The sequence below is a fragment of the Streptomyces sp. NPDC006314 genome, assembly GCF_040613075.1.
Classification (GTDB): Bacteria; Actinomycetota; Actinomycetes; order Streptomycetales; family Streptomycetaceae; genus Streptomyces.
In genome coordinates this window covers 282,412-297,946 of the sequence record NZ_JBEXRL010000002.1, presented here as the reverse complement: position 1 = coordinate 297,946, position 15,535 = coordinate 282,412, and the positions used below count along the sequence as shown (strand labels likewise).

The 15,535-nt window shown below is 73.0% G+C and carries 14 protein-coding genes and 1 pseudogene; 11 read left to right on the top strand and 4 right to left on the bottom strand.

Translation table 11 applies throughout. The features are described from left to right. The first annotated feature begins 521 nt into the window (after positions 1–521). The 7 genes from ABZ079_RS04460 (at position 522) to ABZ079_RS04430 (ending at position 8,099) form a co-directional block, all read left to right on the top strand. Positions 522–1,739, top strand: a complete 1,218-nt coding sequence (locus ABZ079_RS04460; protein ID WP_356937892.1) for a prenyltransferase/squalene oxidase repeat-containing protein — start codon at positions 522–524, stop codon at positions 1,737–1,739. Continuing rightward, entirely contained in the window at positions 1,736–2,407 is a 672-nt protein-coding gene (locus ABZ079_RS04455; RefSeq protein ID WP_356937891.1) for an SCO2322 family protein, read from the top strand. The genes ABZ079_RS04460 and ABZ079_RS04455 overlap by 4 nt, the downstream gene beginning before the upstream one ends. A gap of 25 nt (positions 2,408–2,432) precedes the next feature. Continuing rightward, on the top strand, positions 2,433–3,743 hold the full coding sequence (locus ABZ079_RS04450) for an energy-coupling factor transporter transmembrane component T (RefSeq protein ID WP_356937890.1): 1,311 nt from the start codon (positions 2,433–2,435) through the stop codon (positions 3,741–3,743). Next, on the top strand, positions 3,740–5,539 hold the full coding sequence (locus ABZ079_RS04445) for an ATP-binding cassette domain-containing protein (RefSeq protein ID WP_356937889.1): 1,800 nt from the start codon (positions 3,740–3,742) through the stop codon (positions 5,537–5,539). The genes ABZ079_RS04450 and ABZ079_RS04445 overlap by 4 nt, the downstream gene beginning before the upstream one ends. Then, positions 5,536–6,399, top strand: a complete 864-nt coding sequence (locus ABZ079_RS04440; protein ID WP_356937888.1) for an ECF transporter S component — start codon at positions 5,536–5,538, stop codon at positions 6,397–6,399. The genes ABZ079_RS04445 and ABZ079_RS04440 overlap by 4 nt, the downstream gene beginning before the upstream one ends. Positions 6,400–6,764: 365 nt before the next feature. Then, a complete protein-coding gene (locus tag ABZ079_RS04435) occupies positions 6,765–7,178 on the top strand; it encodes a transglycosylase SLT domain-containing protein (protein WP_356937887.1) in 414 nt (137 codons plus the stop codon). Between the two features lie 240 nt (positions 7,179–7,418). Beyond that, the gene (locus ABZ079_RS04430; RefSeq protein ID WP_356937886.1) at positions 7,419–8,099 is read left to right on the top strand and encodes a YoaK family protein; all 681 of its coding nucleotides are present in this window, start codon (positions 7,419–7,421) and stop codon (positions 8,097–8,099) included. 33 nt (positions 8,100–8,132) lie between these two features. Here the strand turns inward: ABZ079_RS04430 and ABZ079_RS04425 are convergent, their stop codons facing one another. After that, the gene (locus ABZ079_RS04425; RefSeq protein ID WP_356937885.1) at positions 8,133–9,368 is read right to left on the bottom strand and encodes a cytochrome P450; all 1,236 of its coding nucleotides are present in this window, start codon (positions 9,366–9,368) and stop codon (positions 8,133–8,135) included. A 232-nt stretch (positions 9,369–9,600) separates the two neighbouring features. Between ABZ079_RS04425 and ABZ079_RS04420 the strand changes: the two genes are divergently transcribed. Further along, positions 9,601–10,770 carry a steroid 3-ketoacyl-CoA thiolase gene (locus ABZ079_RS04420; RefSeq protein WP_356937884.1) on the top strand — a complete coding sequence of 390 codons (1,170 nt, stop codon included), beginning with the start codon at positions 9,601–9,603 and terminating at the stop codon, positions 10,768–10,770. On the opposite strand, the gene ABZ079_RS04415 is transcribed toward ABZ079_RS04420, so the two are convergent. Together ABZ079_RS04415 and ABZ079_RS04410 are read right to left on the bottom strand one after the other, a co-directional pair. Next, positions 10,754–10,939: a DUF397 domain-containing protein gene (locus tag ABZ079_RS04415; RefSeq protein WP_356937883.1), complete on the bottom strand. Its 186-nt coding sequence runs from the start codon at positions 10,937–10,939 to the stop codon at positions 10,754–10,756. The genes ABZ079_RS04420 and ABZ079_RS04415 overlap by 17 nt on opposite strands. Next, positions 10,920–11,169: pseudogene (locus tag ABZ079_RS04410) on the bottom strand (Scr1 family TA system antitoxin-like transcriptional regulator); the annotation flags it as partial. The gene ABZ079_RS04415 and the pseudogene ABZ079_RS04410, both read right to left, overlap by 20 nt. Before the next feature lie 387 nt (positions 11,170–11,556). On the opposite strand from ABZ079_RS04410, the gene proP reads away from it, so the two are divergent. The 3 genes from proP (at position 11,557) to ABZ079_RS04395 (ending at position 15,017) form a co-directional block, all read left to right on the top strand. Beyond that, entirely contained in the window at positions 11,557–12,930 is a 1,374-nt protein-coding gene (gene proP, locus ABZ079_RS04405) for a glycine betaine/L-proline transporter ProP (protein WP_356937882.1), read from the top strand. Positions 12,931–13,167: 237 nt separating this feature from the next. Beyond that, on the top strand, positions 13,168–14,283 hold the full coding sequence (locus tag ABZ079_RS04400; RefSeq protein WP_356937881.1) for a DUF2330 domain-containing protein: 1,116 nt from the start codon (positions 13,168–13,170) through the stop codon (positions 14,281–14,283). Between the two features lie 62 nt (positions 14,284–14,345). After that, positions 14,346–15,017 carry an O-methyltransferase gene (locus ABZ079_RS04395; RefSeq protein WP_356937880.1) on the top strand — a complete coding sequence of 224 codons (672 nt, stop codon included), beginning with the start codon at positions 14,346–14,348 and terminating at the stop codon, positions 15,015–15,017. Between the two features lie 19 nt (positions 15,018–15,036). On the opposite strand, the gene ABZ079_RS04390 is transcribed toward ABZ079_RS04395, so the two are convergent. Continuing rightward, on the bottom strand, positions 15,037–15,429 hold the full coding sequence (locus ABZ079_RS04390; protein WP_356937879.1) for a hypothetical protein: 393 nt from the start codon (positions 15,427–15,429) through the stop codon (positions 15,037–15,039). Between the last annotated feature and the right edge of the window lie 106 nt (positions 15,430–15,535).

Here is a 15,535-nt window from a genome sequence, read left to right as displayed (position 1 = left end):
TCGCCGCCGCTTCGGCCAGCTTCCCCCGTGGCCCGTGCGCGGGAGGAAAGGGACGTTCAACGGAAACGGGGTGCGGCACGGTCCGGTGGGTGACCGAAACCCACGCCCGCGGGGCGGCGGCCCCGGCCGCCCGTGCCGAAGGCCGCTCCGGCACCGGATCCGTGCGCGGGCCGCCGGTCACGGCCGTGCCCCTGGTCACCGGCCCGGTGTGCCCACGGCCACCCGTCAGACCGCGGAAGGCTGCCGGTAAAGTGGCGGGGTCGTCATCACACCCGTACGGGGGGAAGCCGGTGTCATCGCGGCGCTGCCCCTCCCCGAGGCTGTCGGCTTCGCTCGAGCGGGGGGACCCCCGCCGTAAGCCGTCCCGCACGGTGAGCCGGATCGCCCCGGACGGGACGTTGACCGGCTCACGTGCGCCGGCGACCCGCCGCGCACGGCACCGTCGAGGTTCACGGAGCCGAGCCGCCCGGGGGTGTCTCCCGTGCGCCGCCGGTTCCCCGCAGGAGAGGCAGTCGCCGACCATGAACGTACGCCGCAGCGCCGCGGCGCTCGCCGCCGTAGGCGTGCTGGCCGCCGCAGCGCCCGCCACGGCCGCCGATCCATCCCCGTCGGCGTCCCCGAAGGTGACGATCCCCTCCGGCCTGTACGGCAAGGGCGACCCGACCTACGACGGCGTGTGGCGCCAGTCGCTGACACTGCTCGCCCAGCGCACGCTCGGCTACCGCCCGGCCACCGAGGCCGTGGACTGGCTCACCGGGCAGCAGTGCGCGAACGGTGCCTTCACCGCCTTCCGCGCCACCCCCGCCAAGGCCTGCGACAGCACGGTCAAGCCGGACACCAACAGCACGGCCGCCGCCGTCCAGGCCCTGCAGGCGGTCGGCGGGCGCGGCGGCGCGGTCGGCAAGGCGGTGGACTGGCTGAAGTCCGTGCAGAACAAGGACGGCGGCTGGGGCTACTACCCGGGCAGCCCCAGCGACACCAACTCCACCTCCGTCGTCATCGGCGCGCTGTCCGCGGTCGGGACGGACCCGGCGGACGTCCGCAAGGCGGGCAGGTCCCCCTACGACGCGCTGCCTGGCTGGTCAATCCCCTGCGACCAGGACGGCGGTGGCGCCCTCGCCTACCAGCCGGACAAGAAGGGCAAGCTGCTCGCCAACGCGGACGCGACGGCCGCGGGCGTACTGGGCGCGCTCGGCAAGGGCTTTGTGGCGGAGGCCGGCAAGGCTCCCGCGAAGGATGCCTGCACCAAGGCCGGCCACCTCACCCCGGCCCAGGTGGCGGACAACGCCGGCGCCTACCTGGCGGCGGCCGTCGCCAAGACCGGCCACCTGCAGTCCACTCTGCCCGGGGCGACGGCCCAGCCGGACTTCGGCAACACGGCGGACGCGGTCGTCGCCCTCGCCGCGGACGGCCGGACCGAGCAGGCCGGCAAGGTGTACGCCTGGCTGGAGAAGAACGCCACCCAGTGGGCGGCGCAGAACGGCCCGGCCGCCAGCGCCCAGTTGATCCTCGCCGCGCACGCGGTCGGCGAGCAGCCGGGCGACTTCGGCGGCACCAGTCTGGTCCGCTCCCTCAACGCCCAGGGCCCGGCCCCGCGGCTGGAGAAGTCCGCCGAGCACAGGTCCGAGGAGTCCGACGACGACTCGAACACCGGCGTGTGGTGGATCGTCGGCGTCTTCCTCGTCGCGGGCATCGGCATCGGTTTCCTGCTCAGCGGCCGGAAGAAGCGGCAGCCGTGACCGCCGTCCGCCGTGCCGCGCCCCTGCTGCCGGCAGCGTTCGCCCTCCTGCTCACCGCGTTCCTCCTTCTGCACGCCGCCACCCGGGCGCACGCCACCGGCTACCGCTACTGGTCGTTCTGGGAGCACACCGGCGGGCACTGGACGTACGCCACCCAGGGCCCGTCGACCGTCCGTCCGGACGACGGCGCGGTCCAGGGTTTCCGCTTCGCGGTGAGCGCGGACTCCGCGGACGCGCGCCGGCCACGCGGCACGGCGGACTTCACCACGATCTGCGCGGACACGGCGGCGAAGCCGGACACGAAGCGGGTGGCGCTGGTCCTCGACTTCGGCACCCCGGCCGACGCCCCCTCGGGTGAGACCCCGCCCGCCCGCCGCACGGTCTGCGCCCGCGTGCCCGCCGACGCGACGACGGCCGAGGCCCTCGCCACGGTCGCCAAACCCCTCCGCTACGACACGAACGCCCTGTTGTGCGCGATCTCCGGGTATCCGGAGAAGGGGTGCGGGGAGCAGGTAGCGGCGGGGGGCGGCGCCGGCAAGGGGAACAAGGAGAGCGAGGAGTCCGGCGACGGCCCCTCGCTCGGTCTGCCGATCGGGGCGGGAGTGGTGGCCGTGCTGGCGGGCGCTGCGGTGTGGCAGGCGCGACGGCGGCGCGATGACACCGTGTGAGTGCCGGCAGTCGTGCGGGTGCGCCATGGCCGATCGCGCAGTGCCCCGCGCCCCTGGGAAACCGCAGTCGCCGCCCTCGCGGAGGCACCGTAGCTGCGGGCGGTCGTGCGGCTGGGGCGGCACCCGTCCCCAGGAGAGCGGCACCCGGCAAGCGGGGACGAGCGAGACGCACCCCCGCCCGGCCACAGCACCGCCCACCCCGCAGGCACCGGCAAGTGGACCGGACCGGCGCCGGGCCACCCTGCACTCCGGTGCCTGGTGGCTCTGGTCCCTGAGCGTCGGTACCGCGGCCACCCGCACCACCAACCCCCTCCTCCTCGCCCTCCTCATCGCCGCCTCCGCCTACGTCGTGGCAACACACCGCTCCCCCGCCCCCTGGTCGCGTTCCTCCACCGCCTTCGCGAAACTCGCGCTCGCCGTCCTCCTCATCCGCCTCCTCTTCGCGGTGGCCCTCGGCTCCCCCATCCCCGGCACCCACACCCTCCTCACGCTCCCCGAAGTCCCGCTCCCCCACTGGGCGCAGGGCATCCGCCTGGGCGGCAAGGTCACCGCCGAGGCGCTCGTCTTCGCCGCCTACGACGGCCTGAAACTGGCCACCCTCCTGATCTGCGTAGGCGCCGCGAACGCCCTCGCCAGCCCCTCCCGCCTCCTGAAGTCCCTGCCCGGCGCGCTGTACGAGACGGGTGTGGCCGTCGTCGTCGCCCTCACCTTCGCGCCCCACCTCATCGCCGACGTGCAGCGACTGCGTGCCGCCCGCCGGCTGCGCGGCCGCCCCGACCGGGGCGTGCGGGGTCTGCTCCAGGTCGGACTGCCGGTCCTGGAGGGCGCGTTGGAACGCTCGGTCGCGCTCGCCGCCGCAATGGAGTCCCGCGGCTACGGCCGTACCGCCGACGTCCCCGCCCGCGTCCGCCGTACAACGGCCGCGCTCACCCTCGGCGGCCTGCTCGGCGTGTGCGCGGGCACGTACGGGCTGCTCACCGCGGAGGGCGGCACGTACGGGCTGCCGGTGCTGCTCGCCGGGGTGGCCGCCGCGCTCGCGGGCCTGCGGCTGGGCGGCCGCCGTTCCCTTCGTACCCGGTACCGCCCCGATCCGTGGGGCGCGCGGGCCTGGCTGGTGGCGGGCTCGGGTGCCGCGGTCGCCGCGCTCCTCGCGCTCGCCTCCGCCCGCGATCCGGACGCGCTGCACCCGGGTGTCGTACCCCTGGTCGCGCCCACGCTCCCCCTGTGGCCCGCCGCCGCCGTCCTGCTCGCCCTGCTGCCCGCCTTCGTCGTCCCCCGGCCACCTGAGCCGCCCCGGACCACCAAGGCGCCCGAACGCTCCGAGGAGCCGTCGTGATCCGCTTCGAGGAGGTCGGCGTGACGTACGACGGTGCCGCCGGACCCACTGTCCGGGGCGTCGACTTCGAGGTGCCGGAGGGCGAACTGGTGCTGCTCGTCGGCCCGTCCGGGGTCGGCAAGTCGACCGTGCTCGGGGCGGTCAGCGGGCTGGTCCCGCACTTCACGGGCGGCACCCTGAGCGGACGGGTCACGGTGGCCGGCCGGGACACCCGTACACACAAGCCACGTGAACTCGCCGACGTGGTCGGCACGGTGGGCCAGGATACGCTCGCCCATTTCGTGACGGACACCGTGGAGGACGAACTGGCCTACGGCATGGAGTCGTTGGGGATCGCTCCCGAGGTGATGCGGCGCCGGGTGGAGGAGACCCTGGACCTGCTGGGCCTGGCGGGACTGCGGGACCGCCCGATCGCCACGCTGTCGGGCGGGCAGCGGCAGCGGGTCGCGATCGGCTCGGTCCTCACCCCGCACCCCCGGGTGCTCGTGCTGGACGAGCCGACCTCGGCGCTGGACCCGGCCGCGGCGGAGGAGGTGCTGGCCGTGCTGCAGCGGCTGGTGCACGACCTGGGGACGACGGTTCTGCTGGCCGAGCACCGGCTGGAACGCGTGATCCAGTACGCGGACCGGGTCGTGCTGCTGCCCGCCCCCGGCGCCGCCCCGGTCGTCGGCTCCCCGGCCGAGGTGATGGCCGTGTCCCCGGTGTTCCCGCCGGTCGTGGACCTCGGCCGACTCGCGGGATGGTCCCCCCTGCCGCTGACCGTCCGGGACGCCCGCCGCCGCGCCGCCGACCTGCGCGACCGCCTCGCCACTTCGACAGCCGCAGGCAGCGACACCACCGCGGCAGCGGGCGCCCGCGCGGCTGGGGCGGCGCCCGTCCCGACGAGAACGGCACCCCGCCGGCCCGGGCAGGCGACCCCGCCCATCCCCGAGCCCGCACAAGCGACCCCACCCATCCCCGAGCCCGCACCCGCGCCCCCGAAAGCCGCCCGCCTCCGCGCCCTCTTCCGTCGCCGGCCCTCCGCCGCCCCGGAACCCCCGCGGACGCACATCGCCGAGGTCCACGCCCTCGCCGTGCGCCGCGGCCGGATCGAGGCCCTGCACCACGTGGACCTGACCGTGGCCCCGGGCGAGACGGTCGCGCTCATGGGGCGCAACGGAGCCGGGAAGTCGACCCTGCTCGGCTCGTTCGTCGGGCTGGTGGAGCCCAGCTCCGGCACGGTCCACGTCGGCGGAGCCGTCCCGCACCGCACCCCGGCGGGCGAGCTCGTGCGCCGCGTCGGTCTCGTCCCGCAGGACCCGCGGGATCTGCTGTACGCGGACACGGTGGCCGCCGAGTGCGCGGCGGCCGACCGGGACGCGGACGCCGAGCCCGGCACCTGCCGGGCGCTGGTGTCCGAGCTGCTGCCGGGCATCACGGACGACACGCATCCCCGCGATCTGTCCGAGGGCCAGTGCCTGGCGCTGGCCCTCGCCGTCGTGCTGACCGCCCGCCCTCCTCTGCTCCTGCTGGACGAGCCGACGCGCGGCCTCGACTACGCCGCCAAGGCCCGCCTGGCGGCCGTACTGCGCCGGCTGGCCGCCGAGGGGCACGCGATCGTGCTGGCCACGCACGACGTGGAGCTGGCCGCCGAGATCGCCCACCGGGTGGTGCTGCTGGCCGAGGGCGAGGTGATCGCCGACGGCCCGACGGCCGAGATCGTGGTGTCCTCTCCCTCGTTCGCGCCGCAGGTGACGAAGATCCTGGCCCCGCAGCAGTGGCTGACGGTGGCCGAGGTGCGGGAGGCGCTGAGGTGACTCCCGCACCACGGGTCCGGGCCATCCGCCTCGGCCCCCGCTCCCTCGCCGCCCTCGTGCTGGCCAGCGCGGTCGGCGTGGTCGCCTTCGGCTGGCCCTTCCTCGCTCCGCCCACCGCGCAGCTGAGCGCCCACGCCCAGGACGCGCCGTGGCTCTTCGCGGGCCTGCTGGTGCTGTTGGTCGCGGTCGTGGCGGCGACGATCTCCGAGTCGGATCTCGGGCCGAAGGCGGTGGCCATGCTGGGCGTGCTGGCCGCGACCGGGGCGGCGCTGCGCCCGATCGGCGCGGGCACGGCCGGGATCGAGCCGATGTTCTTCCTGATGGTGCTCAGCGGGCGGGTGCTCGGCCCCGGCTTCGGCTTCGCGCTGGGCTCGGTGACGATGTTCGCGTCCGCGCTGCTCACGGGCGGGGTGGGCCCGTGGCTGCCGTTCCAGATGCTGTCGATGGGCTGGTTCACGATGGGCGCCGGTCTGCTTCCGGGCCCGAGGGGGGTCTCCCCTGCCCGGAGAAGGCCCGGGGCTCGCGGGAGGCTGCGCGGCCGGGGCGAGCTGCTGATGCTCGCCGGGTACGGCTTCCTGGCGGCCTTCGCCTACGGCACGCTCATGAATCTGGCCGGCTGGCCCTTCCTGGGTGCCGCGGCCTCGAACATCTCCTTCGACCCGCATGCGCCGGTCCCCGCGAACCTGGCCCGCTTCGTCGCGTACTGCCTGGCCACTTCCCTCGGCTGGGATCTGGGCCGGGCCGTCTGCACGGTGCTGCTGACCCTGGCGCTCGGCCCGGCGGTGCTGCGGGCGCTGCGCCGGGCCACACGGCGGGCGGCGTTCGAGACCGCGGTCACATTCGACGGTCCCGCCGCGTGACGGGCGGCACACGCGGCCGTCCCGCCGGGTGACGTGCCGCACGCGTGCCGTGAGCGAGACGGTGAAGCACCCCACATGACGCAGGTCACCTACGATCAGGGGCCGTAGTCCCGTTTGTCCGATACATCCCTTCCGACACCCCCACTGACCTGCGGTTTGAGACCCACGCCACAGCACCCACGTTTCCCCTCCATCCGGCCACAACTAGTAAAAGGGGTCATTGCGGGCAGATTTCGGGCCTGCTTATCTGGACGACGTCGCCAGGCGCCACGAACCCCCAGGGGTCGCGGCGCCGACACATGCGGCCACAGCGCGTGGCCCATCCCATGTGGGCGATTCCCCGTCCCCGACGTAAGAGGTTCTCCGTGTCCGTCTCGTTCATCCGCCGCATCGCTTCCCCGAAGAAGGCCCTCACCGCCGCCGCCCTGGCCGCCGCCACCGCGGGTATGGCACTGACCGCGGCGCCCGCCCAGGCCGCCCCCACCTCGGCCTCCTCCGCCCAGGCGATCGCGCACAAGATGATCCCGGACGCCGCGCAGTACAACGCGTTCAGCAAGATCGTCGAGCACGAGAGTGGCTGGAACCCGACCGCCACCAACAGCTCCTCCGGCGCCTACGGCCTGGTCCAGGCCCTGCCGGCTTCGAAGATGGCCTCGGCCGGTGCCGACTGGAAGACCAATCCGGCCACCCAGATCAAGTGGGGTCTGGACTACATGAACTCCCGCTACGGCAGCCCGGCCAAGGCCTGGAGCTTCTGGCAGGCCAACGGCTGGTACTGAGCCGCTCCCCCCCTGAGCCGCTCCCCCAGAGCCGCTCGGCGCCGGACCGCCCCGCCGCTGAACCAGCGCGCGATCCGGGCCCGGACCGCCCGGTACGACCCACCATGGTCGACGGCCCTCATATCCAGCACCGCACCCTCGCCCCCCGTCCGGCGAGGGTGCGCGCGCATGTCCGGGCAGCCGGGCGGTACCCATGGTGGAGTTGTCACCACGTTGCCCGTCCGGCCGACCGGAGGAACGATGACGACCCCGACGACACCGGACGCCGAGGAACGCGGGGTCCGGCTGGTGGCCGTGCTCCTGATCCTGACCGTGGTGAGCGGCCTGATCGACGCCGTCAGCTATCTGGGCCTGGGCCGGGTCTTCACCGCCAACATGACCGGCAACGTGGTCGTCCTGGGCTTCGCGGCGGCCGGCGCCCCGGGCTTCTCCGTCCCGCACACGGCCGCCTCCCTGACCTTCTTCCTGCTGGGTGCGGTGGCGGGCGGCCGGGTGGCGGCACGCTGGCAAGGCCGCTCCCGGCGCCGGTGGGCCCGGCTGACACTGGCGGCCGAGGCGGTCCTGGTAGGCGTGTCGGCGGCGCTGGCCTTCGCCTGGCCGGACGCCCCGGGCACCCGGTACGCGCTCATCGCGCTCACGGCCTTCGGCATGGGTCTGCGCAACGCGACGGTCCGCAAACTCGGCGTCCCCGACCTGACGACCACCGTCCTGACGATGACCCTGACCGGCCTGGCCGCCGAATCCCGGCTCGGCGACGCCACCGGCCACCGCTCCCCACGCCGCACGGCCTCCGTGATCGCGATGTTCGGCGGCGCCTGCCTGGGGGCCTGGCTGGTCCTCCACCACGGTCTGGGTATCCCGCTGCTGTTCGCGGCCCTGGCGTCGGGGGTGCTGGCGGTGGTGGCTTCGGGGCGGGAGTGAGGCGCCGGCGGGCCCGGCCGCCTCGGGGGCGGCTCAGCCGGCCATGACCCGGAGTTCCTTGACGCCGTTGATCCAGGCCGAGCGCAGCCGGCGGGGGGCGCCGGCCAGGCGGAGGTCCGGCATCGCGTCGGCGATCGCGTTGAAGATCAGGTCGATCTCCAGGATCGCGAGGGACTTGCCGAGGCAGTAGTGGGGGCCGCCGCCACCGAAGCCGAGATGGGGGTTGGGGTCGCGGGTGATGTCGAAGGCGTCGGGGTCGGTGAAGACCTCGGGGTCGTGGTTGGCGGAGGCGTAGAAGAGGCCGACCCGGTCGCCCTTCCTGATCGGCACGCCGCCCAGCTCCGTGTCCTGGGTCGCCGTGCGCTGGAAGGAGTTGACCGGGGTCGCCCAGCGGACGATCTCCTCGGCCGCGGTGGACGGGCGCTCGCGTGTGAAGAGGTCCCACTGGTCGGGGTGGGTGAGGAAGGCGTGCATGCCGTGGGTGATGGCGTTGCGGGTGGTCTCGTTGCCGGCCACCGCCAGCATCAGCACGAAGAAGCCGAACTCGTCGGAGGTGAGGTTGCCCTCGTCCTCCGCCGCCACCAGCGCCGTCACGATGTCGTGCGCGGGGCACCGCTTGCGCTCGGCGGCCATGTTCATCGCGTAGGCGATGATCTCGGCGGCCGACTGCCTGCCGACCTCCTCCGTGATGGCGTACTCGGGGTCGTCGTAGGCGATCATCCGGTTGGACCAGTCGAAGATCTTGGAGCGGTCCCCCTGGGGGACGCCGATCAGTTCGGCGATGGCCTGGAGGGGCAGTTCGCAGGCGACCTCGGTGACGAAGTCGAACGGCCCGGAGCGGGTGCGGGCACCGGCGACGATCGCCTCGGCGCGGGCGCGCAGGCGGTCCTCCAGGGCGCGGATGGAGCGTGGCGTGAAGCCCCGCTGCACGATCTGGCGCACGCGCGTATGTTCCGGTGGGTCCATGTTGAGCAGGATCAGCCGTTGCGCGTCGATCGCGTCGCGTTCGATGTGCTCGTTGAAGCGGATGATCGCGGTGTTGAGGGTGGAGGAGAAGAGTTCCGGGTGCGTGGAGACGTACTTGACGTCGGCGTGCCGGGTCACGGCCCAGTAGCCGGTGTCGGCGAAGCCCGCGACGCCGTGCGGCTGCGGGATCCAGCGGACCGGCTCGGTGCGGCGCAGCTCGGCGAACTCCGGGAAGGGCACACGGTGGTGCAGCAGGTCGGGGTCGGTGAAGTCGAACCCGTCGGGCAGCGCGGGGCAGTGCATGGGCGACTCCCAGCCATCTGACGGTCCATCAGCAAGTGCCGTGAACGTAGTAACGAGTTCTAGAACTGGCAAGAGGTACGGCATCCCCAATCCGCGCCCAGTACGTGCAGATCACGGCTTCGGCGCCTGCAAGACCCTTGCGGTGATGGACGTCACGTCAGCAGACTGCACCCATAGAACTAGAACACGTACTAGTTCTGGAGGAGAGCCCTCTCAGAGAGGACCCGCACCCATGGCCGCCGAACCCGTGATCGTCGAAGCCGTACGCACCCCGATCGGCAAGCGCGGCGGCGCGCTCGCCAACCTGCATCCCGCCTATCTCCTGGGCGAGACCTACCGTGAACTCCTCGGCCGCACCGGCATTCCCGCCGACGCGGTCGAGCAGATCGTCGGCGGCACGGTGACGCACGCCGGCGAGCAGTCCATGAACCCCGCGCGCACGGCCTGGCTGGCCATGGGGCTGCCGTACGAGACGGCGGCGACGACGGTCGACTGCCAGTGCGGTTCCTCGCAGCAGGCCTCGCACATGGTGGCCAACATGATCGCCTCGGGTGCCATCGACGTAGGGGTCAGCTGCGGCGTCGAGGCCATGTCGCGCGTACCGCTGGGCTCGGGCTCGAAGCACGGCCCCGGCAAGCCGTTCCCCGACGAGTGGAACGTCGACCTGCCCAACCAGTTCGAGGCGGCCGAGCGGATCGCCCGGCACCGGGGCCTGACCCGCGAGAACGTCGACTCCCTCGGCCTGCGCTCCCAGGAACGGGCGGCCCACGCCTGGGCGGAGGAACGTTTCAAGCGGGAGACCTTCGCCGTGCAGGTGCCCACCACCGAGGAGGAGCAGCACGCCGGGCAGGGCATGTGGCGACTGGTCGACAGGGACGAGGGGCTGCGCGACACCTCGATGGACGCGCTGGCGGGGCTGAAGCCGGTGATGCCCACGGCGGTTCACACGGCCGGCAACTCCTCCCAGATCTCGGACGGCGCGGCGGCGATCATGTGGGCGTCGAAGCGGATGGCGCGCGCCCTGAAGCTGAAGCCGAGGGCGCGGATCGTGGCCCAGGCCCTGGTCGGCGCGGATCCGCACTTCCACCTGGACGGGCCCATCGACGCCACACACGCGGTGCTGGGCAAGGCGGGGATGACTCTGCGGGACATCGACCTCGTGGAGATCAACGAGGCGTTCGCGTCGGTGGTGTTGAGCTGGGCCCAGGTCTTCGGGCAGGACCTGGACAAGGTCAACGTGAACGGCGGTGCGATCGCCCTGGGGCACCCGGTCGGGGCGACGGGGGCCCGCCTGATCACCACCGCCCTGCACGAACTGGAGCGAACGGAGAAGGAGTTCGCGCTCATCACCATGTGCGCGGGCGGCGGCCTGGCCACCGGGACGATCATTCAGCGGCTGTAGACGCCCAGGACAGGAACATGGTGAACGCGGCGGGGTCGATGGTGAGGATCGGTCCCGCCGGGGTCTTGCAGTCGCGTACCCCCACGGTAGCGCCGGGCAGTTCGGCCATCTCAACGCATTGGCCGCCCTGGTCGCTGCTGTAACCGGACTTACGCCACTTGCTCTCCATAGCGGTCCTCCATCACACGCCGGATCAAATCCGCCGAGGCCTTGAGGGAGAGTGCGGCGGCCCGTAGGTGTTCGTAACGGCGAACAGTCCTTGACGGTGTCCGGATGGGCAGTTGGATGCCCGCTGCCGTACCCCTCTGTGGAGACAATGCTCGGATCAGCGGCGAAGGGGTAGACGTCGTACGGGCCTTGCATACCGGCATGCGCCCCCGCCGAGAACTGCAGGATTTGAGGCACCCCCCGCCCCGTCCCTTCCGGGCGCGACGCGCGCCGGGTTCCCTTGCGCAACACTCTGGGGCTCGCGGTCCCCCCGGAGGAGGACGCGGAAAAGCCCTGTTTCCCCTGACGTCCGCCCGCCTTTGTCCGAAAGACCACGGTCCCGGGAGGGCCCGGTTCCGGAGCCCAGGCGCGAGAAGGATCACAGTGGGCAGCAGGAACGGCGCTACGTGAGCGGACAGACGTACCTGCGTACACACCGTTTAGCTGCACCATGCATCGACTCGCCTACGGGACGTAAGGGGCCGACGTCCCCCTATGGTCGTTTTTCGGCCCGTTTCCCGGCAGCGCCGCCGTCCGGGCCGCGTACCCGTCCCCGTCGAAAGGTAGGCGAGCCTCGTTTTGGCGACCGCCACAGCCGTCACCCCGCACCTGAAGACGCACCACGCCACCAAGGCCCGCGGCGTCACCGTCATCGACCCCGCGCACGTCAAGCGCGCCGTGAAGGCGGCGGCGCTCGGCAACGCGATGGAGTGGTTCGACTTCGGTGTCTACAGCTACATCGCCGTCACCCTGGGCAAGGTCTTCTTCCCGTCCGGCGACCCGACCGCGCAGCTGCTGTCGACGTTCGGCGCCTTCGCCGCGGCCTTCCTGGTCCGCCCCCTGGGCGGCATGGTCTTCGGTCCGCTGGGCGACCGCGTGGGCCGGCAGAAGGTCCTCGCCGTCACGATGATCATGATGGCGGTGGGTACGTTCGCGATCGGCCTGATCCCGTCGTACGCCACGATCGGCGTGGGTGCGCCGCTGCTCCTGCTGGCCGCCCGGCTGGTGCAGGGGTTCTCGACCGGTGGTGAGTACGCGGGCGCGTCGACGTTCATAGCCGAGTACGCGCCGGACAAGAAGCGCGGCTTCTTCGGCAGCTGGCTGGAGTTCGGCACGCTCGCCGGTTACATCGGCGGTGCGGGCCTGGTCACCCTGATGACGGCCCTGCTCTCCTCGGACGACCTGCTCTCGTGGGGCTGGCGCGTCCCGTTCCTGATCGCGGGCCCGATGGGCGTCATCGGCCTGTATCTGCGGATGCGGCTGGAGGAGACCCCGGCGTTCGCGGCGGAGGTCGAGAAGGCGGAGTCGGCCCGGCCGAAGGTACCGCTGCGCGAGATGATCGCGGGCCAGTGGAGGGCCCTGTTCCTCTGCATGGCCCTGGTCCTCGTCTTCAACGTCACCGACTACATGCTGCCGTCGTACATGCCGAGCTACCTCACCAGCGAGCTGGAGTACGACGAGACGCACGGTCTGCTGGTCGTGCTCGGCGTGATGGCCCTGATGATGATCGTCCAGCCGTTCGCGGGCGCCCTGACCGACCGGGTCGGCCGCCGCCCGGTGATCGCGGCGGGCTGCGCGGGTTTCCTCCTCCTCTCCGTCCCCGCTCTGCTGCTGATCCGGCAGGGCAGCCTGGTCGCTGTCGCGCTGGGCATGGGTGCGCTGGGTCTGCTCCTGGTCTGCTTCACCGCGGCCATGCCGGCCGCTCTTCCGGCGCTCTTCCCGACCCGGGTGCGCCACGGCTCCCTGTCCATCGGCTTCAACGTGTCCGTGTCGCTGTTCGGCGGTACGACTCCGCTGGTCGTGACCGCGCTGATCGGGGCGACCGGGAACATGATGATGCCCGCGTACTACATGATGGCCGCGGCCGTCGTGGGCGGGTTCGCGGTGTGGCGGATGACCGAGTCCGCGGGACGGCCGTTGCCGGGTTCCGCCCCGGCAGTGGAGCATCCGTAAGCACCGTAGGGCTTGACGCCGTCTTCCGGCCGCGGGCGCGCGGCGGGCTGATCGCGGGTTCCCCGCGCCCCGGGGGCGGCACCGCCGGTTTCACGGCTCCGGGGCTGCGGGCAGCCCTGCCGCTCGGGGCCCGTCCCGAAGGAAAGGGCACCCTGCCGGCGCCGGTGAGCGACCCCGCCCCCTTCCAGCCTCCGGCGCCGGAACCGGTCCGGCACCGGCGCCGTCTGTAGCCCTGTGATGCGCGCCCGGATACTCACCGCCGTTCTGGCTCTGCTCGGCCTCCAGCTGGCCTGGCTCATCGCCCCCGCGTACGCCTGCGGCTGCGGCGCGATGGTCCCGGACCCGGCGACGCGGATCGCCGTCTCCGACGAGCAGTCGATCCTGCGCTGGGACGGCCGGCGGGAACAGATCGTCATGCGGCTGACGGTGGGAGGCGACGCCGAGCACGCCGCCTGGATCATGCCGGTCCCGCACCGGGCGGCCGTCCGCCTCGGCGACCCGGCCGTCTTCGGCCGGCTGGCCAGGGCCATCGCCCCCGTGCACCGCACCCGCTACCACTTCTGGCCCCGGAACGGCGACTGGCCCTTCGACGGCCATGACGAGGTCGGCGCCGCCGCGCCCCCCGCGGCGGGCGGTGTCTCCGTGGTCGACCGGCAGCGGCTCGGCCCGTTCGACGTGGCCCGGCTGACCGCCACCGACCCGGCCGCCCTCGGGGACTGGCTGCTCGCCCACGGCTTCTCCCTTCCGGACCGGTTGAGAACCGCCCTTCAGCCGTATGTCGACCGGCACTGGGAGTACGTGGCCGTCCGCCTCGCCCCGCACACGGGTGGCACCCCGCTGCACGGCGCCCTGGACCCGCTCCACCTCACCTTCGCCGCCGACCGCCCGGTCTACCCGATGCGGCTGTCCCGCCTGGCCCGCACCCCGCAGTCACTCGGCCTGTACGTGCTGGCCGCGCACCGTATGGAGACACGCACGGCGATCGGCGGCGCACCGCCCCAGGTGGTCTTCGCGGGCCGTCTCGCGGCACGCGACGGCGCACTGGGCGAGCTGGCCGCCGGGACGCCGTATCTGACGGCGTTCACCCAGGCGTTCCCCGAGCCCGGCCGCATCTCCGGCGACCACGAGCTGCGCCGGGCCGCCGCGGACACCCCGGTCCAGCAGGTGATCTACGACGACGAGCTGCGCGAGGTCGCCGGGATCCCGGCCTGGCTGCTGACGTTCGGGGGCGGACTGCTCGTGATCGTCACGGCCGTCGCCGTGGTCGTCATGCGCCGCTCCCGGCGGCCGGTGACTCCCCCGCCGCCGGTGCAGCCCCCGCCGCCCTTCTCCCCGTCCGCGCCGCTCGGCTGAGATGATCGGCGTGGGCAGGGCCGAGAAGCCTCGGGACGACACTCGGGAAAGGCAGCAGACGCATGAGCGGGTCGCAGCTCTGGGACGACGTCGACGACTACTTCATCAGCCAACTCTCCCCGGACGACGAGGCGCTCCGAGCGGCTCTGCGGGACAGTGAGGCCGCCGGGCTGCCGCCCATCGGCGTCACGGCCGCGCAGGGCAAGTTCCTGCAGCTGCTCGCCCAGGTGCAGGGCGCGCGCACCATCCTCGAGATCGGCACGCTCGCCGGTTACAGCACGATCTGGCTGGCCCGTTCCCTGCCCGAGGACGGCAGGCTGATCTCGCTGGAGTACAGCGCCAAGCACGCCGAGGTGGCCACCCGGAACATCGCCCGCGCGGGCCTGGACCGGATCGCGGAGGTGCGGGTGGGCCCGGCCCTGGAGTCGCTGCCCAAGCTCGCCGACGAGAACCCGGCCCCCTTCGACCTGGTGTTCATCGACGCCGACAAGGCCAACAACGGGCACTACGTGGAGTGGGCGCTGCGGCTCACCCGCGCGGGCAGCCTGATCGTCGTGGACAACGTGGTGCGCGACGGCCGGATCGCCGACGCGAGCAGCACCGAGCCGGACGTGGTCGGCACCCGTGCCGCGATCGAACTGATCGCCGCGCACCCCAGGTTGAGCGGCACGGCGATCCAGACGGTCGGCCACAAGGGCTACGACGGCTTCGCAGTGGCCCGCGTGCTGGGCTGAGCGTGTTGCCGGGCCGGGCTCACACCTCGTGGTAGAAGCCCACGTTGACGCTGCGCGGCGCGGTGCGGTCCTGGACGACGATCTCGCCGGCCCCGCCGTGCGGGAGCGGCACGGTCGCGCCGTAGGCGACGGGCTGCGTGTACTCCCCGATGATCAGCCGCACTTCGGACGCCGGGTCGGCCTGGGAACCGCGCAGCCAGGTCACCTGCCAGCGGCCGTCGGGGCCGCACAGGAACTCCAGGTGGACACGGGAGAGGAAGAGCCAGTCCTCGGGGGTGACCAGCCGGCACGCGGACGCGTCGCGGCCGACCCGCAGCACCGCGCCGGGCTCGCTGGGTGCCTCGGCCATCGTCATGCCGGCCGTGGCGCCCGCGTCGGCCCCCGAGACGGTGGCCATGGTGAGTTCGAGCACGCGTGTTCCCCCTGAGCAGTGAAGCGGCTGCAACGCCCGAGCGTCCTTGTGCGGTGGCCGGATCGCCGTACCGCCGCCGCATGATAAAACGCCCGGCCGGGTCGCG